The sequence below is a fragment of the Brevundimonas sp. EU05-FHT14B11 genome, from assembly GCF_058790835.1.
In genome coordinates, this window is sequence record NZ_JBYTCY010000001.1 from 25,833 (window position 1) to 49,313 (window position 23,481).

General features: G+C 69.4%; 23 protein-coding genes. 10 read left to right on the forward strand and 13 right to left on the reverse strand.

Features of this window, described 5'->3' with window-relative positions:
• The first annotated feature begins 4 nt into the window (after positions 1 to 4).
• Genes AC3WRV_RS00140 through hisC form a run of 3 tightly spaced genes read left to right on the forward strand, consistent with a single transcriptional unit; the run spans position 5 to position 2,837 of the window.
• Positions 5 to 1,054 carry a DUF2125 domain-containing protein gene (locus AC3WRV_RS00140; RefSeq protein WP_492311706.1) on the forward strand — a complete coding sequence of 350 codons (1,050 nt, stop codon included), beginning with the start codon at positions 5 to 7 and terminating at the stop codon, positions 1,052 to 1,054.
• Positions 1,054 to 1,737, forward strand: a complete 684-nt coding sequence (locus tag AC3WRV_RS00145) for a hypothetical protein (protein WP_492311707.1) — start codon at positions 1,054 to 1,056, stop codon at positions 1,735 to 1,737. Before AC3WRV_RS00140 ends, AC3WRV_RS00145 begins: the two co-directional genes overlap by 1 nt.
• An 8-nt stretch (positions 1,738 to 1,745) precedes the next feature.
• Positions 1,746 to 2,837 (forward strand): histidinol-phosphate transaminase, encoded by a 1,092-nt coding sequence (gene hisC, locus AC3WRV_RS00150; RefSeq protein WP_492311708.1) that lies wholly within the window; start codon positions 1,746 to 1,748, stop codon positions 2,835 to 2,837.
• On the opposite strand, the gene AC3WRV_RS00155 is transcribed toward hisC, so the two are convergent.
• The 3 genes from AC3WRV_RS00155 to AC3WRV_RS00165 all read right to left on the reverse strand — a co-directional run bounded on the left by AC3WRV_RS00155 (position 2,834) and on the right by AC3WRV_RS00165 (position 7,540).
• A complete protein-coding gene (locus AC3WRV_RS00155) occupies positions 2,834 to 3,643 on the reverse strand; it encodes a TIGR02186 family protein (RefSeq protein WP_291836186.1) in 810 nt (269 codons plus the stop codon). The two genes, hisC and AC3WRV_RS00155, sit on opposite strands and share 4 nt — an antisense overlap.
• 10 nt (positions 3,644 to 3,653) lie before the next feature.
• A complete protein-coding gene (locus tag AC3WRV_RS00160; protein ID WP_492311709.1) occupies positions 3,654 to 4,577 on the reverse strand; it encodes a sulfite exporter TauE/SafE family protein in 924 nt (307 codons plus the stop codon).
• A gap of 116 nt (positions 4,578 to 4,693) precedes the next feature.
• Positions 4,694 to 7,540 carry a tetratricopeptide repeat protein gene (locus tag AC3WRV_RS00165; protein WP_492311710.1) on the reverse strand — a complete coding sequence of 949 codons (2,847 nt, stop codon included), beginning with the start codon at positions 7,538 to 7,540 and terminating at the stop codon, positions 4,694 to 4,696.
• Positions 7,541 to 7,765: 225 nt separating this feature from the next.
• Here AC3WRV_RS00165 and AC3WRV_RS00170 point away from each other — a divergent pair, with 225 nt between their 5' ends.
• Positions 7,766 to 7,966 carry a hypothetical protein gene (locus tag AC3WRV_RS00170; protein WP_291836180.1) on the forward strand — a complete coding sequence of 67 codons (201 nt, stop codon included), beginning with the start codon at positions 7,766 to 7,768 and terminating at the stop codon, positions 7,964 to 7,966.
• Between the two features lie 64 nt (positions 7,967 to 8,030).
• On the forward strand, positions 8,031 to 8,540 hold the full coding sequence (locus AC3WRV_RS00175) for a pyridoxamine 5'-phosphate oxidase family protein (protein WP_291836177.1): 510 nt from the start codon (positions 8,031 to 8,033) through the stop codon (positions 8,538 to 8,540).
• 66 nt (positions 8,541 to 8,606) lie between these two features.
• On the opposite strand, the gene argF is transcribed toward AC3WRV_RS00175, so the two are convergent.
• Positions 8,607 to 9,521: an ornithine carbamoyltransferase gene (argF, locus tag AC3WRV_RS00180; RefSeq protein WP_492311711.1), complete on the reverse strand. Its 915-nt coding sequence runs from the start codon at positions 9,519 to 9,521 to the stop codon at positions 8,607 to 8,609.
• 25 nt (positions 9,522 to 9,546) lie between these two features.
• Positions 9,547 to 10,719, reverse strand: coding sequence for an aspartate aminotransferase family protein (locus tag AC3WRV_RS00185; protein ID WP_492312703.1), 1,173 nt, complete (start codon positions 10,717 to 10,719; stop codon positions 9,547 to 9,549).
• A gap of 212 nt (positions 10,720 to 10,931) precedes the next feature.
• Between AC3WRV_RS00185 and AC3WRV_RS00190 the strand changes: the two genes are divergently transcribed.
• A complete protein-coding gene (locus tag AC3WRV_RS00190) occupies positions 10,932 to 12,341 on the forward strand; it encodes an alpha/beta hydrolase (protein ID WP_492311712.1) in 1,410 nt (469 codons plus the stop codon).
• Positions 12,342 to 12,457: 116 nt separating this feature from the next.
• On the opposite strand, the gene AC3WRV_RS00195 is transcribed toward AC3WRV_RS00190, so the two are convergent.
• A complete protein-coding gene (locus AC3WRV_RS00195; protein WP_291836169.1) occupies positions 12,458 to 13,279 on the reverse strand; it encodes an ABC transporter permease in 822 nt (273 codons plus the stop codon).
• A gap of 348 nt (positions 13,280 to 13,627) precedes the next feature.
• On the opposite strand from AC3WRV_RS00195, the gene gcrA reads away from it, so the two are divergent.
• A complete protein-coding gene (gene gcrA / locus AC3WRV_RS00200) occupies positions 13,628 to 14,152 on the forward strand; it encodes a cell cycle sigma 70 cofactor GcrA (protein ID WP_492311713.1) in 525 nt (174 codons plus the stop codon).
• Positions 14,153 to 14,346: 194 nt separating this feature from the next.
• Here gcrA and AC3WRV_RS00205 read toward each other — a convergent pair whose 3' ends face one another.
• Both AC3WRV_RS00205 and apaG read right to left on the reverse strand, forming a co-directional pair.
• Complete coding sequence (locus AC3WRV_RS00205) at positions 14,347 to 15,183, reverse strand: hypothetical protein (RefSeq protein ID WP_492311714.1); 837 nt, start codon at positions 15,181 to 15,183, stop codon at positions 14,347 to 14,349.
• Between the two features lie 44 nt (positions 15,184 to 15,227).
• The gene (gene apaG / locus AC3WRV_RS00210) at positions 15,228 to 15,635 is read right to left on the reverse strand and encodes a Co2+/Mg2+ efflux protein ApaG (protein WP_492311715.1); all 408 of its coding nucleotides are present in this window, start codon (positions 15,633 to 15,635) and stop codon (positions 15,228 to 15,230) included.
• 102 nt (positions 15,636 to 15,737) lie between these two features.
• Between apaG and AC3WRV_RS00215 the strand changes: the two genes are divergently transcribed.
• Complete coding sequence (locus AC3WRV_RS00215) at positions 15,738 to 16,769, forward strand: 2'-deoxycytidine 5'-triphosphate deaminase (RefSeq protein ID WP_291839810.1); 1,032 nt, start codon at positions 15,738 to 15,740, stop codon at positions 16,767 to 16,769.
• Between the two features lie 180 nt (positions 16,770 to 16,949).
• Here AC3WRV_RS00215 and AC3WRV_RS00220 read toward each other — a convergent pair whose 3' ends face one another.
• Both AC3WRV_RS00220 and AC3WRV_RS00225 read right to left on the reverse strand, forming a co-directional pair.
• Positions 16,950 to 18,242 (reverse strand): MFS transporter, encoded by a 1,293-nt coding sequence (locus AC3WRV_RS00220; RefSeq protein WP_492311716.1) that lies wholly within the window; start codon positions 18,240 to 18,242, stop codon positions 16,950 to 16,952.
• The gene (locus AC3WRV_RS00225; protein WP_492311717.1) at positions 18,239 to 18,709 is read right to left on the reverse strand and encodes a cupin domain-containing protein; all 471 of its coding nucleotides are present in this window, start codon (positions 18,707 to 18,709) and stop codon (positions 18,239 to 18,241) included. Before AC3WRV_RS00225 ends, AC3WRV_RS00220 begins: the two co-directional genes overlap by 4 nt.
• 47 nt (positions 18,710 to 18,756) lie before the next feature.
• On the opposite strand from AC3WRV_RS00225, the gene dapE reads away from it, so the two are divergent.
• A complete protein-coding gene (gene dapE, locus AC3WRV_RS00230; protein WP_492311718.1) occupies positions 18,757 to 19,917 on the forward strand; it encodes a succinyl-diaminopimelate desuccinylase in 1,161 nt (386 codons plus the stop codon).
• Between the two features lie 6 nt (positions 19,918 to 19,923).
• Here the strand turns inward: dapE and AC3WRV_RS00235 are convergent, their stop codons facing one another.
• From AC3WRV_RS00235 to AC3WRV_RS00245, 3 genes are all read right to left on the reverse strand, one after another.
• Positions 19,924 to 20,265: a RidA family protein gene (locus AC3WRV_RS00235; RefSeq protein WP_291838856.1), complete on the reverse strand. Its 342-nt coding sequence runs from the start codon at positions 20,263 to 20,265 to the stop codon at positions 19,924 to 19,926.
• A gap of 4 nt (positions 20,266 to 20,269) precedes the next feature.
• A complete protein-coding gene (locus AC3WRV_RS00240) occupies positions 20,270 to 21,577 on the reverse strand; it encodes an amidohydrolase (RefSeq protein ID WP_492311719.1) in 1,308 nt (435 codons plus the stop codon).
• Positions 21,578 to 21,640: 63 nt separating this feature from the next.
• On the reverse strand, positions 21,641 to 22,042 hold the full coding sequence (locus tag AC3WRV_RS00245) for an SRPBCC family protein (protein WP_492311720.1): 402 nt from the start codon (positions 22,040 to 22,042) through the stop codon (positions 21,641 to 21,643).
• A 117-nt stretch (positions 22,043 to 22,159) separates the two neighbouring features.
• Here AC3WRV_RS00245 and AC3WRV_RS00250 point away from each other — a divergent pair, with 117 nt between their 5' ends.
• Positions 22,160 to 23,461, forward strand: a complete 1,302-nt coding sequence (locus AC3WRV_RS00250) for an MFS transporter (RefSeq protein WP_492311721.1) — start codon at positions 22,160 to 22,162, stop codon at positions 23,459 to 23,461.
• Positions 23,462 to 23,481 lie beyond the last annotated feature (20 nt).

Sequence of the window (23,481 nt, forward strand, 5' to 3'; positions counted from 1 at the left end):
CTGAATGACAGCCGCCAGCGACCAACCCTACCGCCACCCCCGCCGCGGCGTCATCGGCCCCCTCCTGATCGCCGGGGTGATCCTGGCGGTGTGGACCGGCTGGTGGTTCTATCTGGTGCAACAGATCGAGACGCGGCTGGAGGCCCAGGTCGCGGCCCTGCAGCAGGACGGCTGGACCATCAGGCACGCCGAGGTGACGACCACCGGCTGGCCGTTCCGGGCGCGGGTGGAGATCCCCCATGCCGACATCCTGGCCCCGTCGGGCCACGGCGTCGCGGCGCCCGAGATCGTGGCCGAGGCCAATGCGTGGAATCCGGACCGCTGGGTCATCATCGCCCCGGAGGGCCTGACCCTGACCCGCGCCGACAAGGGCAAGGTCGCGGTGCGCGGCGACGCCCTGCGCATGAGTGTCAGCCATCTGCGTGACCGCTTCCCCGACCTGCGGGTCGAGCTGGTGCGCGCGGTCTTCACCGCCCATCCGGGGGCCGATCCCTTCCCCATCGCCTCGGCTGAGCACATCCAGCTGGAGACCCGGCCGCACCTGACCGACGGCAAGGCGACCACCGACGAGATGGACGTGCTGTTCAACCTGGTCGACGCCCGTGGCCGCCGCGGCGGTCCGGTCGAGGGAGCCACCCGCGAGGGCCGGCTGACCCTGGCGCTGGAAGGCACGGTGCAGCAGGCCAGTCGCCTGAAGGGGCCGAACGCGGCGGGGATCTTCTCCAACTGGACCCGGGCCGGCGGACGGTTCACCGCCCTGCGCGGGGAGCTGACGGCGGGCGAAAGCCGGGCGCGGCTGTCCAGCGACGCCCTGTCGGCGGACCCCAACGGACGGCTGACCGGCCAGATCGCCCTGACCGCAGAACGGCCCGGCCCGATGATGTCGGGCATGGCCTCGGCCCAGTCGGGCGCGGTCAACCGCGCCGGCGCCGTGGGCGCGGCGGCGGCGACCGCCGTCAACGGCGACCGCCCGGTCGATCTGACGCTGTCGTTCCGCGACGGCCGCACCTGGCTGGGGCCGTTCGCCCTGGCTCCGGCGCCGCGGCTGTTCTGATGCTGGTCGAACCGCCGGAGGACGCGGCGCGGCTGGCGCTGGACCGGGCGCTGACCCAGGCGGTCCGCGCGCGGCTCGCGGCCGGGTCCCGCCCCACCGTCGACGCCGACGCCATCGCCATCCGGGAAGCGCTCAAGGGCCTGAGCGCGCCCGAGATCGCGGCCGCCCGCTCCGTCCTGGGCCGGCTGGACGCCGCCGCCGGCGCGCCCCTGGTCGTCTGGGGCCCGGCGTCGCAGGTGCTGGCGGCCGACCGCTACGGCCTGTCGGCGCGGATGGCGGCCAAGCCCGAGGCGGCGCTCAAGGCGGTGCGGGAGGGCGCGCGGGCGCTGATGGACCTGACGCCCTCGAACGCCTGGTTCGGACGTCTGCTGGCCGAGCCGTCGCTGCGCATCGTCGCCGCCCTGCCCGACCACGGCGCCGGCCTGCCCCGCTCCCTGCTGGTGCAGCAGACCCAACCCGGCCCGACCGGCCATGACCGAACCTTCTGGGCCACGGACAGCGGCCTGCCGAACAGCCGGATCCTCGACGCCCTGTCCGACGCCGGACTGGCCGCGACGCCGCTGATCGAGGCGGGCGGCTTGAAGCTGTTCGTGCTGGCGGGCTATGTGCAGGCGGAGGACGGGCGGCTGAACGGCGCGCCCGGAACCCTGTCCGGCGTCATCGGCGCCGCCCCCCTGTTCTGAGAGCTCGCATGACCGACGCCATCCAGCCCAAGCCCGGCATCCTCGACATCGCCCCCTATGTCGGCGGCAAGTCGAAGATCGAGGGCGTGGCCGAGCCGATGAAGCTGTCGTCCAACGAGAACGCGCTGGGCGCGGGCGAGAAGGCGCGCGAGGCCTATCACGCGGCGGTCGCCAACATTCACATCTACCCCGATGGCCGGGCCGGCAAGCTGCGCGACGCGGTGGCCGCCCATCACGGGCTGGAAGGCGAACGCCTGATCTTCGGCAACGGCTCGGACGAGGTCTTCGCCCTGCTGAACCAGACCTATCTGACCGCCGGCGACAACATCGTCACCGGCCAGTACGGCTTCCTCGCCTACCGCATCTCCGCCCTGGCCAATCAGGCCTCGGTCAAGCTGGCCCCCGAGCCGGGCTTCAAGGCCGAGGTCGAGGCCATCCTCGAGCAGGTCGATGAGCGGACGAAGATCGTCTACATTTCCAGCCCGTCGAACCCGACCGGCAGCTACAACACCGCCGAGGAGACCCGCCGTCTCCACGCCGCCCTGCCGCCGCACGTCCTGCTGGTCATCGACGAGGCCTATGCCGAGTTCGTCAGCGCCCCCGACTGGGAGACCAGCTTCCCGCTGGCCAAGGACGCCGACAACATCGTCGTGACCCGCACCTTCTCCAAGATCCACGGCCTGGGCGGCCTGCGCATCGGCTTCGGCTATGCGCCGCTGAAGGTGGCCGAGGCGGTCGACCGCATCCGCCTGCCGTTCAACGTCTCGATCCCGGGGATCGAGGCGGCCGTCGCGGCTCTGGGCGACGAGGCCCACCAGAAGGCGTCGCGCGAGCTGGTCGAGACCTGGCGCCCGCGCCTGACGCAGGCGATCAAGGGCTTCGGCTTCGACGTCTTCCCCTCCGTCGGCAATTTCGTGCTGGTCCGCTTCCCGGACCCGGCGCGCACCGCCGCCGCCGCCAATGACTACCTGAACAGCAAGGGCATCATCGTCCGCCCGGTCGGCGGCTACGGCCTGCCCGACTGCCTGCGCATCACGGTCGGCACGGAAGACCAGAACCGCGCCGTGCTGGACGCCCTGAGCGAGTTCGCGGCAGGCTAGTTCCGCCTGAAGATGCGGCTCGCCGCCCAGCCGGTGAACATGGCCAGCAGGACGCAGAGGACGCCGTAGCTCCATGGGCGGCGCTGGGCGAACTCGAAGATGTCGCGCTCGATGCCGACCTTCTCGACCGTCAGGGTCAGGTTCGAGACCGAGACCGGCTCGCCGTCCTGGAACAGCCAGACCTCGGCGAAATACTGGCCCGTGGGGGCGACGGCGGGGAGATCGACCTCGGCGCGGAACAGGCCCTTGTCGACGAACTGGACCCCCTTGGGGTCGCTGTTGTAGAGCGCCGCCGCCTCGCGCAGGCGGATCACCGCGCGGCGGTAGTCGAGATAGTCTTCGCCCAGGCGGCTGACGACCACATCGCGCACGCCGTAGCGGGTGACGGTGCGGCTTTCCTCCGGGGCGGCGATGCGCAGGTGGTCGACGCCGACGCCCAGCCGGCGCAGCTGGCCGAAGTCGGCGATGTCGCCGAGCGGCCGGGTCGAGGCGGTCATGTAGAAGCCGGGCGCGCCCTCGAACAGGACCGGGCGGCTGTTCAGCCAGACGCCCATGTTCCGGGTCTTCTTGACCAGGCGGACAGGGCCGTCCGGGCCCCGCACCACGACCACCACGTCGGCGGGCCGGGCGGTCGGATTGAACACCGCGCCGTACAGGACGATGGAGGCGCCGCGGAAGCTGGAGTCGACCATGACACGGGCGTCGGTCATGGCGGCGGCGACGCGAACCTGATCCGTCGTCGCGACCGATCGCTCGGGCGCGGGGGCCTCTATGGCCGGAGGGGGAGGCGGCAGGGCCTGGATCATTCCGCGATCCTCATTCGGCGATCCCGGGGGCGAAGCTGAACAGGTCGCTCGGCCGCACGAACAGCTCCAGCCCCATGTAGATGCCGACCAGAAGGACGATGATGGCCAGCAGGGCGCGCAGCTCCTCGGCGCGGAACCGGCCCGACAGGCGGGCGCCGTACTGGGCCCCGACGACCCCGCCGAGCAGGAGGATGGTCGACAGGACGATGTCGACCGTCTGGTTCCGGCCCGCCTGCAGGACCGTGGTCATGGCCGTGGTGATGATGATCTGGAACAGGCTGGTGCCGACCACCACCTGCGCCCGCATGCGCAGAACGTAAAGCATGGCCGGCACCAGGATGAAGCCGCCGCCGACGCCCATGATGGCCGACATCATGCCGACGAAGACGCCCAGCCCGATGGGGGGAATGACGCTGATGTAGAGGCCCGAGCGAGGGAAGCGCATGCGCAGGGGCAGGCCGTAAAGCCACAGCGGACGGCGGCGCTCCTTGTGCGGCGCGACCTCGCCCCGCACCCGGCGCAGGATCTGGCCGAGGCTCTCGTAGAGCATCAGGGCGCCGATGGCCCCCAGGAACAGCAGATACGACAGGGCGACCGCCAGATCGGCCTGGCCCAGCAGGCGCAGGTAGCGGAACAGCTCGACGCCCAGCAGGGCGCCCACGACCCCGCCCAGGGCCATGATCGCGCCGATCTTGTAATCGACCAGCTTGCGCGAGGTGTAGTTGATGACGCCGGAGGTCGACGAGGCGACGACGTGGCTGGCCTGGCTGGCGACCGCGACCGACGGCGGGATGCCGAGGAAGATCAGGATCGGGGCCATGAGAAAGCCGCCGCCGATGCCAAACAGCCCGGACACGAATCCGACCGTCGCCCCCAGCAGAACCAGGAGCGGCCAGTTCACCGAAACCTCGGCGATCGGCAGATAGATATCCAAAGGACGCGCCTTCGGCTGGAACTGAGGTCAAACGCCCGAAAGGCGACGGTGGAACTGTCCTGAACGCCCCGGGCCGAAGGTGCAACCCGATGCGCCCGAAAGGTTAGCTGATCGCGTCAGGCGACCGGTTCGACCGTGAAGCGATCGGCCTCGGCCCGGGCCTTGCCGCGGTCCGCGACCGACAGCGTGGCCCGCAAACGATCGACCGCCGTCTGGGCGTCGCCGTCCCCGGCGCGCGAGGCGATCAGATACCATTTGAAGGCCGCGAGCGGGTCCATGCGGACACCGCCCTCGCCGGTCTCGTACAGCTTGGCGATGTTGTACTGGCTGTCGACCAGGCCCTGTTCGGCCGCCTTGGTCAGCCACGTCATGGCCTCGGTGGTGTTCACCGCTCCGCCGACGCCCTGGAACAGGTACATGCCGTAGGCGTGCATGCCGCGCGGGTCGCCGGCCTGGGCGGCGCGCTTCATCCAGTTGCGGGCCTGGGCCGGATCGACCGTCACGCCCTTGCCGCCGTCCTGGTACAGGCCCGCCAGCTGCAGCTGGGCCGGGGCGTAGCCGAGCCCGGCGGCCTGTTTGAGCAGATCCACGCCCTGGAGATTGTCGCTGTCCAGCTGGATGATCGCCTGCTGGTAGAGATCGGCGGCGCGGGTCAGGTCGGCGGGCGAGGCCTCGACCACGGTGGCGAGCGCCGCGACCGGCGGGGCCCCTGCGGAGGCGGGGTCGGAAATTGACAGGCCCGGAATGCGGATGCCGGCGTCGGTCAGCTCGCTGAAGGCCACGGCGCCGGTGGCGGTCAGGACCACGGCGACGGCGGAGGCGCCCAGCGCCTTGCGGACCGTGCCGCCCTCTTTCGAGGCCTGTTTGTCCAGTCGCTCCTGCAGGCGCGACTTGCCGCCGCGCTTCAGGCCGAAGCCCGAACGGGTCGGGGCCGGCGTGTCGGACTCGGCCATGGCGGCGCGGGCCGCGTCGATGGCCTGACGGGTCGAGTTGGCGGCGCGGCCTTGCGCCGCCGCGGCGCGCAGGGCGCGCGGATCGACGAAATCGGTCTCGCCGGCGAAGTCGTCCGGGCCGGCGTCAAAGCCATCGGGCGCCGTGGCGGCGAGGGCGTCGGACACGTCGGCGCCGCCGAAGCTATGGCCGAAGGGCGCCGAGGCCGCGGCCGGCGGCGGGGCGAAGACCGGGGTGTGCGGCGCGGCGTCCAGCTCTTCCGTGAGCGAACCGGTGAAGGGGGCGGCGACCGCCTCCCGGCTGCCGAACGGCGCCGAGACCGGTTCCGGCGCCGTGCGCGGACCGCGCATGACCGCGTCGAAGACGGAGTCGGCGGTCAGGACCTCGGCGTCGTCGTGCAGGTCCGGCGTCGCCGGGGCGAAGGCCTCGCGGGCCGGTTCGGGCTCGGGCGGCGCCAGTTCAGCCGACCAGGCCTGCTGCTCGGCATAGACCGGGTCCGGATCGTCGAAGGTCTGGCCCTGGAAGGGGGCGTCGGGGAAGGCCGCGTCCGGGAAGGCGGCGGCGCGCCAGTCGGGCTGGGCGTCGGCGGCCGGGGCGACGACCGGAGCGGGCTTCGGCGCCTCGGCGCGGCGCTCGATGTTTTCGCGGGCCTCGGCGATGAGGGCGGCGGTGCGCTCTTCCGACAGTCGCATGCGCTCGGCCAGTTCGCCGGAGGCGCGGTCGTAGCTCTGCTCGATCTTGCTGGAGCTGTCGGCGAGGCGGCGGCTGATGTCTTCCAGCGCCTGCTGCGACCGGCGCTCGGACTGGGCGATGCGTTCGCTCAGGCGGTCCGAGATGCGGGTGATCTCGCCGCCCAGCTTCTCCAGCGCCAGGGCGTGACGGTCGTCGGCGGCGGTGAGGCGTTGTTCCAGACCCTGGGCCAGACGGCCCATGTCGCCCTCGACCTTGCGGCTCAGGGTCTCGCCCAGCTTCTCGAAGCGGGCGTCAGCGCCGTGTTCGATCTTGGCCACGCGGCCGTTCAGGTTCTCGGCGATTCGCAGGACCTCGCGGCCCATGGCCTCGACCGCGCCGGCGGAACGGGTCTCGGAGGTCTTGAGCTGTTCGCCCAGCGCCATCACGGCCCGCTCGATGCGGTCCATGCGGTTGTCGGCCTCGGCGGTGTCGAGGCGGCGCATCATCTCGGTACGGTTGGACTCGACCTGACGGCTCAGGGTCTCGGCCAGCTTCTCGAAGCGGGCGGCCTCGCGGACGCCCTCGGGCTCGACCCGGCTCTCGGCGGCGCGCAGCCGCTGGTCCAGATGGGCGAAGGAACGTTCGAGGCCGCGCAGAGCCTCGGTCGTGCGGGCCTGGGCCTGGTCCAGCCGGGCGCCGACCTGGGCCAGCAGGTCCGAACCGGCGCCGGGACCGGCCAGCTTCTCGACCGCGTCCATGCGCTGGCGCAGCTCGTTGACGCCGGAGCGCTGGCGTTCCTCGATGTCGTATAGGCGGCCCGCGAGCGCGCCTATGCCGGTCTCGATCTTGCCGAAGGTCTCGGCGGTCTTGGGACCGACTTCCTGTTCGAACTTGCGCAGGCGACGGTGGCCCTCGCGCAGCTCCTCGGAGATATCGTCGATGCGCCGGCCGTACTGGCGGCCGTCCTGATCGGCGGCCTCGAGACGGCGCACCAGACCGGCGACGGCCTGGTCGACGCCCTGGATCGCGACGGTCGAGCGGCGCTCGGCGGCTTCGAGGCGGGCGGCGATGGCGTCGACCGAGGCGCTGAGGCGATGACCGACATCATCACCCGCATAGGCGTCGTCCAGCCGGCGGCTGCGGCCGCGACGGTCGAAGATTTCGGCGGCGTGGGGACGGCGCGGCAGGGGCGTGTAGCCCTCGTCCTCGTCACCATCCTCCATGATCATCGAATTCAGCCACTCGCCGAGCGTCATGCCGGAGCGGCGCGCGAGGTCCTTGGCGATCTCGCGAGCCTTGGGGTCTATCCCCTTCACGCTCCACGGCGCGGCTGCGCTCACTGATTCGACTCCCGACCTTTGGCTGGACGCTAGTGCGCCAGATCAGGGGTGTAAACGTGTGGTTAACCCCAAGATGTAGGGGTTCCGCCATCTTCCTGTGGAAAGCCCGCACACCCACCGGATAGATGGCGTCAACGTGGTTAACGGACGGTGAAGATTAACCTCCCGGCAAGGACTCGAACCCTTGCGCGGGCGCGTCCGGCGGTCCACGTGGCGCGGATGGACATGACCTCCACCCTGGCCCTGACCGCCGTCACCCTGGCGATCACCGTCTTCGCCGGCTGGCGAGGGGCGCGTCCGTGGGATCCGACCCAGAGCGTGCGGATGGCGCCGTGGCGATTCATCATGGTGATGGGCGGCGCAGCGACCTTCGTCCTGCTGATCCACATCGGGGCCCTGCTGGGCGTGCCGCAGCGGACGTACTGAGCCGGGAACCCCGCCCCACCCATGCGCCTTCCTGATCCGAACCCCGAGATCAGGAGAGACCCGCATGAGCGACAAGACCCTCACCGCCGACCAGGCCGAACAGCATTTCTGGGACAGCCTGAAGAAGTCCAACACCGGTCTGCTGGGCCTGGACCAGCCAGGCTATCACGCCCAGCCGATGACCGCCTTCCGCGAGGAGGAGACCGGCACGATCTGGTTCTTCACCCGCGACGACACCGATCTGGCCAAGGACGCGGGCCTCCCGGGCGGACAGAGCGCGATGTTCCACTATGGCTCCAAGGACCAGAACGTCTGGGCCTGCATCCACGGTGAACTGTCGGTGCACGGCCAGGACCGCGAGATCATCAACCGCTACTGGAACCCGGTGCTGGCGGCCTGGTATCCGCAGGGCAAGGACGATCCGCACCTGACCCTCCTGCGCTTCGACGCCGACGACGGCCGGGTCTGGGTCAACGAGGGTGGCTTCTTCAAATTCGCCTACGAGGTCGCCAAGGCCAACATCACCAAGACCCTTCCCGACGCGGGTGGCGTTGCGGACGTGAACCTGCAGTAGGCATGAGATTCGGGGGGCGAGGGTCGAGGGAAGATTATCTCGCCCCTCGACCCTCAGCCCTCGACCCTATTGCGCGAAGCACCAGGCCAGCACGGCCTTCTGGGCGTGGATGCGGTTCTCGGCCTCGTCCCAGACCAGCGACTTCGGACCGTCGATGACCGAGTCCGTCACCTCTTCCCCGCGGTGGGCGGGAAGGCAGTGCAGGAAGACCGCGTCCGGTTGGGCCAGGCTCATCAGGGCGTCGTCGACACCGTAGCCGTCGAAGGCTTCCAGACGGGCCTCGTAGTCCTGATCGCCCATCGACACCCAGGTGTCGGTGACCACCACATCGGCGCCGGCGACGGCCTCGCGCGGATCAGACGTCAGCAGGACGTTGTCGCCGCCGCGGGCGAGGTCGTGCAGGTCCGGATGGTACTCGGCCGGACAGGCGACCTGCAGGCGGAAGCCGAACTTCGGCGCCGCATGCATGAAGCTGTGGCAGACGTTGTTGCCGTCGCCGACCCAGGCGATCGTCTTGCCCGCCACCGGCCCGAGGTGCTCCTCGATGGTCAGCAGGTCGGCCAGGATCTGGCAGGGGTGCGAGCGGTCGGTCAGGCCGTTGATCACCGGCACGGTCGCGACGCGGGCGAACCGCTCCACGTCCTCATGGCTGTTGGCGCGGATCATCACCGCGTCGACCATGCGCGACAGCACCTTGGCCGTGTCCTCGACCGGTTCGCCGCGGCCCAGCTGCATGTCGCCGGCGTTGGCGATGATGCCGGAGCCGCCCAGCTGGCGGATGGCGGCGTCGAAGCTGAAGCGGGTGCGGGTCGAGTTCTTCTCGAACACCATGGCCAGGACGCGGTCCCTGGCCGGCGCGTCGGCGTCGACGCGGCCCTGCGGCCAGCCCTTGCGCGCCTGTTTGCGGGCGTGGGCGTCATCCAGGATGGCGCGCAGTTCGTCGGCTTCAAGCCGATAGATGTCGAGGAAGTGACGGACCATCGGCCCCTCCAGATCTGTCAGGGCCTCAGGCCAGCTTGGTCCGCGCGAACTCGCAGGTCTTCTCGAAGCGTTCGACGGCCTCGCGGGCCTCTTCGAGGGTCAGCACCAGCGGCGGCAGGATGCGCACGCAGTTGTCGCCGCCGCCGGCGACCAGCAGACGCTGCTCGTCGCGGGCCCAACCCATGAATTCGCGGTTGTTGGGGACCAGCTTGACGCCGATCAGCAGACCCTTGCCGCGCACATCGACGATGACGTCCGGGAAGCGCTCCTTCAGGCCGTGCAGCTGCTGCTTCAGATAGCCGGCGATCTCGTTGACGTGGGCCAGGGTCTCGGGCTTGGACAGTTCGCCGAAAGCCGCCTGGCCGACGGCCATGGCCAGCGGGTTGCCGCCGAAGGTCGAGCCGTGCACGCCCACGGTCATGCCCTTGGCCGCGTTGGCCGTGGCCAGGCAGGCGCCGATGGGGAAGCCGCCGCCCAGGGCCTTGGCGATGGCCATGATGTCCGGGGTCATGCCCGCCCATTCGTGGGCCCACAGCTTGCCGGTCCGGCCCATGCCGCACTGGACCTCGTCAAAGATGATCAGCACGCCGTTGGCGTCGGCCATCTCGCGCATCCAGCGCAGGTCCTCGTCCGGGGTCGAACGGCAGCCGCCCTCGCCCTGCACCGGCTCTAGGATGATCGCAGCCGTGGTCGGGTTCTCGAACGCCGCCTTCAGCGCGTCCTTGTCGCCCCACACCAGCTGGTGGAAGCCCTCCATCTTCGGGCCGAAGCCTTCGGTGTAGGACGGGTTGGCGGCGGCGTTGATCGCGCCGTAGGTGCGGCCGTGGAACGAGCCGTCGAAGCCGTAGATGTCGATCCGCTCGGGATTTCCGTTGGCGACGTGGTGCTTGCGCGCCGTCTTCAGCGCGCACTCGACCGCCTCGGTGCCCGAGTTGGTGAAGAAGACCACGTCGGCGAAAGACTTGGCGCACAGGTCATCGGCCAAGGCCTCCTGGCCCGGGATGCGGAAGATGTTGGAGACGTGCCACAGCTTGCCGGCCTGTTCGGTCACGGCGGCGACCAGCTTGGGGTGGGCGTGGCCCAGGCCGTTGGTCGAGATGCCGGCGACGCAGTCCAGGTATTCCGTGCCGTCCGTGGACCACAGACGCGCGCCCAGACCACGCTCCACCTCCAGCGGCGCGCGGTTGTAGACACCCATCAGATGTTCTTGGGACACGGGACTGGACCTCCAAAAGCGATACGGCCCCGTCGCGAGGCGCGACGGAGCCGGTAAAAAGGGTCTGGCCTTGTCGGACGCGCGCCGGGGTTAGTCAACACCGCGCGGAACCAGGTCGCGCCTTACCGATCCTTAAGTTGCCGTCGGGCCTCCGGGCGGAAACGGTAGCGCCGGCTGGAGCGGAGACGACCACCTTGAAAACGGAACTGATCGCCCTCGGACTGGCCCTCGCCGCCATCCCGGCCGTCGCCCATGCCCAGACGGCGGCGCCGCGCTTCGAGCCCGGCCCCTGCGCGGTCGAGGTGGCGCCCGACGAGCGCATCGACTGCGGCGTGCTGGTCGTGCCCGAGAACCGCGGGCGTGCCGACAGCCGGATGATCCGCCTGCCCGTTCTGATCTTCCGCAGCCGCGCCGAGACGCCCGCCAACGATCCGGTGATCTTCCTCACCGGCGGGCCCGGCAACAGCGCGCTCTCGGGCCAGCGGTCGGGGCGGAGCAATCCCTTCCTGGAACTGCGCGACCAGGTGGTTCTGGAGCCTCGCGGGGCCAAGCTGGCCCAACCCGCGCTGGAGTGCCCGGAGATCAATGCGCTGAAGGGCGTGATCACCGCCGAACGTCTCCGCGGCGTAGAGGCCGACACCCGGCTGACGGCGGCGGCCACGGCCTGCCGGGCGACGCTGGTCGCGGGCGGCGCCGACCTGAACGGCTACAATTCGGCGGAGGCCGCGGACGACATCGAGGCCCTGCGGGTCGCCCTGGGCTACGACAGGGTCAACCTCTACGCCCTGTCCTACGGCACACGGCTGGCGCTGACGGTCGCGCGGCGGCATCCGAGCTCGGTCCGCGCCATGGTGCTGGACTCCGTCCTGCCGCCCGAAGTCGGCTACGACGAGGCCGCGACGGCCAATACCTGGCGCAGCCTGAACGCAGTCTTCGACAACTGCGCGGTCGATCCCGCCTGCAGCGCCGCCTGGCCTGACGCCCGCGAGGATTTCCGCGCCCTTGTCGCGCGCGGCGAGATCGATGCGGTGACGGGCGTGGGTCTGGCGTTGCAGGATCCCCGTCTGATCCCCCTGATCCCCCGCGCGGTCGGATCAGCCGCCGACGGGCGGCCGGAGGAACTGGCCGGATGGGTCGCCCGCGCCCAGGGCCCCTCCGGCTTCACCTGGGGCCTGCGGCTGTCGGTCTGGTGCTCGGAAGAGGCGCCGTTCGAGGCGCCCGAGCGGATCGAGGCCCAGGTCGCCGCCGACCGGGGGCTAGGCCGGGCCGATTCCCGCGCCGCCTCGGTCGCCATGTGCCGGGCCTGGAACGTCGCGCCGGCCGAAGCGATCGAGAATACCCCGGTGACGTCCGACATCCCGACACTGATCTTCGCCGGCGAGTTCGATCCGAGCACCCCGCCGGACTGGGGCCGACGGCTGTTGGCGCAGATGCCCAGGGCGACCTTCGTGTCGATGCCCGGCCTGAGCCACGGCGCCAGCTTCAACCGCTGCGGCGGCATGATGGCGGTCGCCTTCTTCCGTGATCCGGACGCGGCGCCGGACGTGGTCTGCGCCAACCGGATGCGCGGCGCGGATTTCAGCCTAAGCGCCGCCGCGCCCTAGAGCGAAATCGGTTGACTTGGACGCAGTCCAACTCGGCTCAGATTTCGCACCAGTTTGATGCTGGACCATTTTTTGGATTCAGGTCGATCCGACCTGTAGCAAAAGTGGTCCAGGGCTCAGCTCTTCAGACGCCAGCCCGACTTGAACACGCGCCAGCAGGCGTACGACATGATCAGGGTCAGCACCGCGCTCATCGCGACCCCGATCCAGAGGTTGCCCTCGGCGTGGCCGATGAAGCCGAAGCGGAAACCGTCGATCATGTAGAAGATCGGGTTCCAGTGGCTGATGGTGGCGAACGGCTCGGGCAGGTTGTCGACCAGGTAGAAGGTGCCGGACAGGAAGGTCATCGGCATGATCAGGAAGTTCTGGACCGCCGCCAGCTGATCGAATTTCTCGGCCCACAGGCCAGCGAAGACGCCCAGCATGCCCATCAGCAGAGAAGCGGTCAGGCCGAACCACAGGATGGCGAAGAGGTTGGTGACGCCCAGCTTCGCGAACGGCAGCACGCAGATGGCGGTCACCAGGCCCACGGCGATGCCGCGCGTCGCGGCGCCCAGCGAGAAGCCGATGGTCAGCTCCAGCGGGCTGAGCGGCGGGGTCAGGAAGTCGGTCGCCGTGCCCATGATCTTGGCCTGGATCAGGCTGGACGAGGCGTTGGCGAAGGCGTTGTTCAGGATCGCCATCATGATCAGGCCGGGGGCGACGAACTCGGCGAAGGGCGTGCCGTCGATCGGCGGGCGCGATCCCTTCAGCGCCACCACGAAGACCAGCATGTAGAGCAGAGTCGTGACCACAGGCGCGGCCACGGTCTGGGCTCCGACCTTCCAGAAGCGACGAACCTCCTTGAGATACAGGGTCTTCACCCCTTCCCAGTTGACGCCGTTGTAGCGGCGCGGCTGCGGGAGCCCGGGCGGGCGCGTGGAGGCGAGATCGGTCATGGGGCCGGAGATGCGGCGGGAAGCGCAGCTGCGCAAGGGGCAGCGCGGATGGGAAGTGATGAGTGGCTAGTGATTAGTGGATGTCTGAGGGCCTGCCGCGGCGCCTAACGGTCAGACGCCCCTACTGGCGGCAGCGAACCACTAATCACTAGCCACTCATCACTTCCCCGCACGGTCCCAGCCATGAGACCGCGCAAGGCGCCCCGCCTTAACCATACTAGATGTGGTTCCTGTGGACGGACCAATTCCCACATATTGCGCCTTTTAACAGGTGGTTTACGATTAGGAGTAGGTCAGGACCCCCGAGGGGGCGGTTCGACCCCATATGTTGAATCCCCGGAGGCGATCATGACCGCAGGCTGGACCGAAGACCGCGTCGGCGCACTGAAGAAGCTGTGGCTGGAAGGCCAGTCGGCCAGTCAGATCGCCAAGCAACTGGGCGGCGGCGTGACCCGCAACGCCGTGATCGGCAAGGTGCACCGTCTGGGCCTGTCGGGCCGCGCCGCGCCGTCGCAACCGGCCCGCGCCACCTTCCGCCCGTCGCGTCCGCGCCCCGCCGCGCAACCGACCCAGGCGCCGTCGGCCCCGCGCCGTATCGAGGCCGCCCAGCCGCGCGCCGCAGTTCCGGTCGCCCCGACCCCGGCGCCGATCCCCGACCTGCCCGGCACCGCCACGGTCATGACCCTGGGCGCCCACATGTGCAAATGGCCGATCGGCGACCCGTCCTCGACCGAGTTCAGCTTCTGCGGCCGCCGCGCCTCGGAAGGCGTCTACTGCATGGAGCACGCCCGGGTCGCCTACCAGCCGCAGGTCCGCAAGGGCGGCAAGGACGGCGCCAGCGAACTGGCCCGCAGCCTGCGCCGCTATATCTAGGTCGCATTGACCTGACCAAGGCGGCTCGCTCCACCCGGCGGGCCGCCTTTTTCTTATCCAGCCACATGGCTGTCACGAATGGCCCCTAGAGGGGCCGCCGTCCGCTCCGACGCCGCGCCCGCCGCTGCGATGGAGCAGGGGGCGGGGCTGCGGTTATCCGGGTTGACGCAGCCCCTCACCTCTTCCGAGGCGTTTCAAGCCTCCGGAGGTAAATGCACCCGTCGCCGGTTACCCGGCATGCTTATCCCCAAATGCACAAACCAACTCGCCTCGTTGAAGCTCAACACCTCGGGCTTAACCGGTCGAACTCCAAGCGCTTTGCCAAGTTGCGTCGGCGTCATTGGTTGTGTCGCCAGCTTCCTGATTGCCTTGTTCCCGCGTTGGGCATCAAAATTCTTGATCAGCCTATAGTCCATGGTCAGGAAACACATGCACCCGTGTCGCTCCGCGGTCCTCAGATGCCATGCATCTTGATCATTCTTTCTTCCGAGAGCCGTCACTAGCGCGCGAAACAGGGCGTCTTCCGAATCCTCTAGCCTCCGCCTTTGCTCCTCACGGGGGTCTGAAGGTGTCGCGCCACCAAGTCCGGCAATCGTCGGTCCGAACCAATGCCAATGGCTGCCATCAACGCTCGCGATGGAAAGGCCAGAAAACAAGTTGCGGTCGAACCAACCAACGTCCCGGAACACTTCAGGACGATGAAAGCTCTGCTCCGCTTTGAGTTCGGCTGAAGTGCAAAGTTCAATATGCCCTTGTCGAGCGAGGTGAGTCAGACCCGTCAGGTAAGCGAGGTCGCCGTACTCTTTATGCTCTGAACCGGGGCCGTGAACGGGCACCCTGGCCATATGCCCGCCATTCGCGGTTTGTACCCAAAGCGTCTCGTGAGTTACCCCGTTGGACAATACACTGTTATCAATCAATATTCGCAGAGGTCCGCTCTTCGTCAGCTTTCTGCGTGCTAGAGCGGTAGCAGTTTCCAGATGCCACAAGGCCAGCTTCGGCATGAACTTGTAAAGCAACCCAACGATCAATGCGCGAGGCTTCCACCATTCCCTGATCAAGAGCGCTGCCATCGCTAGTTCAGCACCCGCCGCTCGCCCGGCACATCCAGGCTGAAGGCGGGAATGGCGGCCTCGAACATCCGGCCCAGGTCGTCAACCATGGAATAGCCGCCGACCATGGAGCCCGACGGCGTGCCCAGCGGACAGCCGGAGGCGTAGGAATAGCTGTCGCCCGGCTGGATCGTGGGCTGTTCGCCGACCACGCCGGGACCGCGCACCTCCTCGGTGTGGCCGCGCGCGTCCGTTATCAGCCAACGGCGCGCCACCAGCTGCACCGGCGAGGGCGACAGGTTCACGATCTCGACCTGATAGGCCCAGACCCAGCGGCCCGCGACGGGGTCCGACTGGCCCGCCAGGAAACTGGGCCGGACACGCACCACAATGCCTTCGGTTTCAGCTTCGTAGGCGGGGCGGTCGTGCATGCGCGAATGGTCCCTGAACCCAGACGCGCGTCAAGCGGAACCGTGGCTCATCCGACCGACGAGACGGGAGAGACAGGCCGCAAATTCGTGTAAGCGGAAGGCATGACGTCATTCATTGCTCCCCGTCCGGGCATCCTGCCCGCCCAGTCCATCGAAGCCCTGATCGCCGGCGGCGCGATCGCCTCGGACACCCCCTTCGACGCCGACCAGGTGCAGCCGGCCAGCCTGGACCTGCGCCTGTCCTCCGTGGCCTGGCGTGTGCGCGCCTCCTTCCTGCCCGGTCGGCGCAACGTCGAGGACCGCATCGCCGACGTGGCCATGCACACCATCGATCTGTCCGCCGGCTATGTGCTGGAAAAGGGCTGCGTCTACATCGCCAAGCTGCAGGAACGACTGAGCCTGCCCAAGGGTCTGATCGCCCGCGCCAATCCCAAGAGTTCGACCGGCCGCGTCGATGTCTTCGTGCGCCTGCTGACCGACCGCGGCGGCAGCTTCGACGACGTGGACGAAGGCTATGAAGGGCCGCTGTATCTTGAGATCGCGCCCCAGACCTTCTCCATCCTGGTGCGCCCGGGCACCCGCCTGAACCAACTGCGCCTCAAGGCGGGCGAACCGCCCAAGCTGGAGACACGCTCGGTCGGCGTTGAACTGTCGGGCGGCGAAAACGGCATCGTCGGCTTCCGCGGCCGCCGTCATGCCGGGGTGGTCGATCTGGACCACATCGACGGCCACGACCCGAAGGATTTCTGGGAGCCGCTCACCCTGCGTCGCGGCGAACTGCTGTTGGATCCGGGCGAGTTCTACATCCTGGCCTCGTCGGACGACGTCGAGATTCCGGTCGACCAGGCCGCCGAGATGACCCCTATCGATCCGTCGGTGGGCGAATTCCGCGTCCACTACGCCGGCTTCTTCGATCCGGGCTTCGGCACGGACGAGGCGCACGGCGCGGGCTCCAAGGGCGTGCTGGAGGTTCGCACCCACGACACCCCCTTCCTTCTGGAGCACGGCCAGATCGTCGCCCGGCTGGTCTACGAGCCCCTGACCGAACGCCCCTCGCGCCTCTACGGCGAGAGCGGCAGCCACTATCAGAGCCAGGGGCTGAAGCTGTCGAAACACTTCAGGCCTTGGGGCTAGTCCTCCCCGTTCGCGTTGCGAATGGGGAGGTGGCGCGCTTCGAATACGAAGCGTGACGGAGGGGGCGGCACAGGCTTGTGAAAACCATCGCCAATCCCTTTTCGCCGGCGTCGCCCCCTCCGTCTCGTCGCGTATCCGCGCCGAGCCACCTCCCCATCGCGAACCGCGACGGGGAGGACATCAACTCAGCTTGTCGGCCTTCCTGAGCCCCGGGAACATCGCCGCCCAGGCGCCCGTGGCGACCAGCGCGCCGACACCGCCGAAACAGGCCGCGCCGACCGCGCCGAGGATGCGGACCATGAGGCCGGAGTAGGCCTCGCCCAGTTCGTTCGACGCGCCGATGAACAGCATGGACACCGAGCTGACCCGGCCGCGCATGTGGTCGGGCGTGGCCAGCTGGATCAGGGTCTGGCGGATGTTGACGCTGATCATGTCCGCCCCGCCGCCGATGAAGAGGGCCAGGCCCGACAGCCAGACGATCTTCGACAGCCCGAAGGTCAGGGTGCACAGACCGAACACCGCCACCGCCGCGAACATCCAGCGGCCACCGTGCTTCACGATCGGATAGCGGCTCAGATAGATGGCCACCGCCATGGCGCCGACGCCGAACGAGGCGCGCAGCAGGCCGAAGCCTTCCGGCCCGACATGCAGGATGTCGCGCGCGAAGATCGGCGTCAGCAGGGCCACGCCAGCCAGCAGGACGACAACGAGATCCAGCGAGATGGCGCCCAGCACGATCTTGGTCTGCCAGACATAGGCCAGCCCTTCCTTCACCGATTCCAGCGGCGACAGCTTGCCCTCGACCGGCGCGGGCTTGCCGCCGGTCTTGATCAGGATGAAGGCCGCGACGGCCAGCAGGAACATGCCCAGCGACACCGCATAGGCCAGCGGCACATTGACCCCGACGATCACTCCGCCCAGCGCCGGGCCGGCGATAGCGCCGGTCTGGAAGGCGATGGACTGGGCCGCGATGGCGGGCGGCAGGGCCTTGCGCCCGACGACCATGGGCAGGAAGGCCTGGCTGGCCGGCGCCAGGAAGGCGCGCGCGGCGCCGAAGACGGCGGCGACCGCCAGCAGGCCCCACAGCGGCGGCGAGCCGTGAAGCGCCATGGCCAGGAAGGAGGCCGCGCAGGAAGCCTCGACCAGGATGGAGATCCAGACCGTCTTCTTGCGATCGCGCCGGTCGGCCATGGCCCCGGCGGGCAGGGTGAAGGCCAGCAGCGGCAGGAACTGGCACAGGCCGACGAGACCCAGATAGAGGCTGGCCTCGGCCACCGGATGGTCGCGCCGGGCGATCTCATAGACCTGCCACAGCAGGGCCGACGACTGGATCTGGATCGCCAGCACGGCGACAACGCGGCCGAACCACAGCAGGCGGAAGTCGCGGATGCCCCACGGACTGGCGGGCCCTTCAGGCGGCGGAGGCGGAGCCGGCGGCGTGGGCGAGCCGGCGTCGAGGCTTTCAACGGTCACGTGCGGCGATCAACTTTCGGATAGGGGGTTCCGTCGCGATGGAAATAGCCGGCCTGGTTGAAGACCATGTCGATGTCGGGATAGTCGCCGCAATCCCCGCCCGGCGTGCGGGTTCCCACTTCCAGCAGGACCGCCTCCTCGCCGGAGCGGTTCTCGATCTTGTGGCCGTTCGGGACACCCGCCTTAAACCCTGCGCAGTCGCCGGGACGCAGGATCGTCTCGCCCTCGTCCTCGATCAGGACCACCTCGCCCGAGACGACCCAGACGAATTCGTCCTCGCCCTCATGCCAGTGTCGTTGGCTGGACCAGGCGCCGGCCGGAAGCCGCAACAGGTTGACGCCGAACTGCGTCAGGCCGACGGCGTCGCCCAGCTTCCAGCGGCGGCGCGGCTTGCAGGGTCCCGCGAATCCCTCGGGATAGCCGGTGCCGTGGCCGGTGGGCGCGTTGTCGATGTCGATCTTCGGCATGGGGAGAGCCTTCTCGCAATCGTCCGAACCCCGTAAAGCACAGGTCCATGAGCGCCGCATCACATCCCGTTATCGATCCTGTCGAACTGACCCGCGACCTGATCCGGATTCCGTCGGTCACCCCGGCGGACGAAGGGGCGATGGATGTGCTGGAGCGGGCCCTGGCCGGGCTCGGCTTCACCTGCCGCCGGATGAAATTCGAGGACATTGAAAACCTCTACGCGCGCCGGGGCGCGGCCTCGCCCAACCTCTGCTTCGCGGGCCACACCGACGTGGTGCCGACCGGGGCGACCGAAGCCTGGACCTCGGGCCCGTTCGCGGCCGAGGTAAAGGACGGGGTGCTGTACGGCCGCGGCGCGGTGGACATGAAGGGCGGCATCGCCGCCTGGGTCGCGGCGGTGTCCAAGGTGCTGGCGGAGGGCGACGTGCCCGGCTCGCTCAGCTTCCTGATCACCGGCGACGAGGAAGGCCCCGCCCTGCACGGCACCAAGAAGGTGGTCGAGGCGCTGATGGCCGAGGGCGAGGTGATAGACGCCTGCGTGGTCGGCGAGCCGTCGTCGTCCCAGGCGCTGGGCGACATGATCAAGGTCGGGCGGCGCGGCTCGCTGAACACCTGGATCACGGTGCACGGCAAGCAGGGGCACGTGGCCTATCCCGAGCGGGCGGCCAATCCGGCCCCCGTGATGGCCAGGCTGCTGGCGCGGCTGGACGCCCACGTGCTGGACGAAGGCTACCCGGAGTTCCCGCCATCGAACCTGGAGATCACCACCATCGACATCGGCAATCCGGCGACCAACATCATCCCGGCGGAGGCGAAGGCGCGGCTGAACATCCGCTTCAACCCGACCCACACCGGCGACGACCTGATCGCCTGGCTGAACGCGGCGGCGGGCGAAGCGCAGGCCGAGAGCGGGCTGCAGATCAGCCTGGAGCACCTGTGCTCGGGCAACGCCTTCCTGACCGAGCCCGGCCCGTTCGTGACGGCGGTGCAGGACGCGGTGGAGGCGGCCACGGGCCGCCGCCCGGTCGCCTCGACCACCGGCGGCACCTCGGACGCGCGCTTCATCCGCGCCATGTGCCCGGTGCTGGAGCTGGGCCTGGTCGGCCAGACCATGCACCAGATCGACGAGCGCGTGCCGACGGCGGAGCTGGAAGCCCTCGCCGTCGCTTATGAACGGGTGATCCTGACCTATTTCACGCGCAGCTGACGCGCGTCAGCGCGCCGCCACGACGATGATCTCCACCCGGTATTCCGGGGCGGCGAGCCGGGACTCGCCCGTGGCCCGGGCCGGCGGATTGGCGGGATCGATCCAATTGTCCCAGACGCTGTTCATCGCCTCGAAGTCGTTGATGTCGGCCAGCCAGATGGTGGCGGAGACGATCTTCGACTTGCTGCTGCCCGCCTCGGCCAGAAGGCTGTCGATCTCGGCCAGGGCGGTGCGGGTCTGGGCGACCACGTCCTCGCCGGGCTCGCCGACCTGACCGGCCAGCCAGATGGTGTCGCCGTGAATGACCGCCTGGCTCATGCGGTCGTCGGAATGCAGTCGCGTGATCATGGGTTCAGGGCCGTTCGAGGAACCGGAGGGCGCTCAATACATGGGTTTTCACCCCCAGCGGCAACACCTTCTCGTTGACGTCGAAGCCGGGCGAATGGTTCGGAGCCGCCGTGGCCGGATCGACGCCGTCGGGCGTGGCGCCCAGGTGGTAGAAGACGCCCGGCACCTCCTGCGACAGGTAGGAGAAGTCCTCGGCCACGGTCGTCGGCGGAGTGGCCGGGTTGACGTTCCCCTCTCCCGCCGCCTCGGTCAGGACCGGCGCCAGCCAGGCCGACAGCTCCTCATTGTTGAACACCAGGGCCGCGTTCTGGCGGACATTGAACTCGGCGGTCGCGCCGTAGTTTTCGGCCACGTTTCCGATCGCGGTGCGGGCGCGGCGGACAATGTCGTCGCGCTGGGCGATGTCGAAGGTGCGCAGAGTGCCGGACAGCGTCGCGGTGTCCGGGATGATGTTGTAGCGCACGCCCGCGTCGAGGGTGGCGATTGTGAAGACCGTGGGTGTCGTGGTCGGGTCGATGGTGCGGGCGGTCAGGCTGTTGATTGTCTGGACGATGTCGGCGGAGGCCGCGATGACGTCGACGCCCTTCCACGGCCAGGCGCCGTGGGTCTGACGCCCGTGCAGGACGATGTCGACGCGGTCCGAGGCGGCCATGAAGCCGCGCGGGCGATAGAAGACCGTCCCCGCCCGGCCCGGCACCACGTGCAGGCCGAAGATGGCGTCGGGACGCGGATCTCGCAGGGCGCCCTCCTCGATCATCAGGGCGGCGCCGCCCTTGGGCTCTCCCGGCGGGGCGCCCTCTTCGGCGGGCTGGAAGATGAAGACGACGGTCCCGGCGATGTCGGCCTTCATGCCCGCCAGCACCTCGGCGGCGCCCATCAGCATGGCGATGTGGGCGTCGTGGCCGCAGGCGTGCGCCACCGGCACCGTATTGCCCATGTAGGTTCCGGTGGCGGTCGAGGCGAACGGCAGACCGGTCGCCTCCAGTACCGGCAGGGCGTCCATGTCAGCCCGCAAGGCCACGGTGCGGCCTGGCCGGCCGCCGCGCAGGACGCCGACCACGCCGGTGCGCCCGACGCCGGTCCGGACCTCCAGGCCCAGGGCGCGCAGATGCTCGGCGACCAGGGCCGCGGTGCGGGTCTCGGAGAAGCCCAACTCGGGATTGGCGTGCAGGTCGCGGCGCCAGGCGACGACCTTGGGCGTCTCGGCGGCGACGGCGGCCTCGACCCGGGCGAGCGGGACCTGAGCCAGGGCGGCTCCGGCGGAGAGCGCCAGCGCCAGGGCCGAACCGAAGACAAGGCGGCGAATGGTCATGCAGGCGTCCCCCGGGAAATCCGAAGCCGCCACCGTCGCGGACGCGCCGCCCTTGTGCAAGCGTCAGGCGTTCGCCGCCTCCAGCGTGGTCTTCAGGACATCGGCGCCGCGGTCCATCATCTGCTCGACGACGGGGGCCGCCGCGTCAGGCAGGAGGTCGGCGACCCAGACGAAGCGGCAGCGCCCCTCGCCCTCGTCGAAGACCTCGTTGGTGGCGCTGTGGTGGCTCAGGGTCTCGGCGCGGACGCTGTAGGCGAAGCGGCGGCGCGCATCGTCCAGGTCAACGATGACCTCGCGCGCCGTCATGCCGTTGCCGAAGGTGACCAGGCGGGCGTCGCCGTCCAGCACCGTGTCGACCACGAAGCCGGGAACCAGCCGGGTATGAAGGGCGCCCACGTCGCGGATCGCGTCCCAGACCTGTTCGGCGGGCGCATGGACGATACGTTCGATGCGGATCGAGGCCATGGGCGTCTCCTGTCCTTGTCGCGCGATCCTGCGTCCCGGAAGGCGCAGGGTCTGGCGGGAAACGGACAAGGTCGGCGGGCGGGTGACGGGGCCTGCAGCACGGTCTAGGCTCCGGCGGTGAACCTTCGCTCCCCCGCCTTCGGAATCCTGTTCTCGGTCAGCCTGATCGCGGCGGCGGGCAATATGGCCCTGCAGTCGGTGCTGCCGAACATCGGCCGGGCGTTCGAATTGCGCGACACCCTGGTCTCGGCCGCCTTCGCCATTTCGGCCCTGATGTGGACCCTGGCCTCGCCCTACTGGGCCCGGCTGTCGGACACCCTGGGGCGCAAGAAGGTCATGATGATCGGCCTGTCGGGCTTCGTCCTGTCGATGACCGGCTTCGGCCTGGCGACCACTTCCGGCCTGAAGGGCTGGCTTGGGTTCGGCGGCGCCTTCGTGCTGATGGCCCTGGCCCGCACCATCTACGGCGTCTTCGGCTCCGCCGCCCCGATCGCGGCCCAGGCCTATGTCGCCGACCGGACCACCGCCGAACAGCGCACCCAGGCGATGTCGATGCTGGCCTCCGCCCAGGGACTGGGCACCGTGGTAGGCCCGACCCTGGCGCCGCTCTTCGTCCTGCCCCTGATCGGACTGGCGGGCCCGATGTACGCCTTCGCCGCCATGGGCGCAGTCGCACTGGTGGTGGTCTGGCGCAGGCTGCCGAGCGGCGAGGTGGCGCGCATCCCCTCGCCCAGCGGCCGCCGCGACCAGACCGGCAAGGGCCTGTGGAAGGACCCGCGAGTCCGCGACTACCTGCTGTACGGCCTGCTGGTGACCGGGGCGCAGGCGGTGAACATTTCCGTGCTGGGCTTCCACATCATCGATGAGCTGGCCGCCACAGGCACGACGGCGCATGACACCCACCCCTTCATCGCCCTGGCCATGTTCGCCGGCGCGGCCGCGACCCTGCTGGCGCAGTGGGGCCTGATCCCGCTGCTGAAGCTGCAGCCGCGCGACCTGATGCGCTGGGGCGCCGGGCTGGCGCTGGCGGGCAATGTGCTGAGCATCGCCTCGCCCGGCTACTATGGCGTGGTCATGGGCTACGCCGTGGTGTCGATGGGGGTCGGCTTCGCCCGGCCCGGCTTCACCGCCGGATCGTCCCTGTCGGTCGGCGCATCCGAACAGGGGACGGTGGCCGGGCTGATGATGTCGCTGGCGGGCCTCAGCTTCCTGGCGCCGCCGGTGATCGGGGTGGCCCTCTATGAGTTCGCCGAGCCCGCCCCCTTCATCGCCAACGCCCTGCTGCTGGCCGCCGCGACGGCGCTCTGTTTCATGAGCCCCCGCCTGCGCGCCGGCCCGGCGGACCTGCCTGACCGGGACGAGACGCCCTCGCCGGAAACCCCGCCCGCCTCGCAACCGGGGCCGGAAGGCAACCGCTGATCACCGGCGCCCTTTTCCCG